The organism is Polaromonas sp. P1_G2, assembly GCF_056405515.1.
This window is the reverse complement of record NZ_JBFUBY010001847.1, coordinates 1-350: the sequence shown is the minus strand read 5'-3', so window position 1 is coordinate 350 and position 350 is coordinate 1. Positions and strand designations below refer to the sequence as shown.

Annotated in this window: 1 protein-coding gene; it reads right to left on the bottom strand. The window is 57.4% G+C overall.

The features are described from left to right. Positions 1-350: extracellular solute-binding protein (locus tag AC1D0P_RS32875; RefSeq protein ID WP_477680544.1), on the bottom strand; the 350-nt coding region annotated here is incomplete at both ends.

The window sequence follows — 350 nt, the reverse complement described above, 5'->3', positions numbered from 1 at the left end:
GGACGTGCCGTTCTTGAGCACATCCTGCCCGCCCTCGCCGACGATCCACTTCAGGAAAGCCATGGCTTCCTTCTTATGCTTGCTCGGCGCCAGCACCCCGCCACCGGAAATGCTGACGAAGGCGCCCGGATCCTGGAGCTTGAAATAATGGAGGTCAACATTCTTGCTGTTCTCACCGGTCTTGGCCTGATCGCCGATGAAATAGTAGTGATAGATCAGCGCACCTTCGACCTGTCCGGAATTCACCGCCTTCATGCAGGTGGTGTTGCCCTTGTAGAAGACGGCGTTTTCCTTGAGCCCCTTGAGCCAGACCTTGGTCGCATCCTCGCCCTTGAGCTGCAGATAGGCAG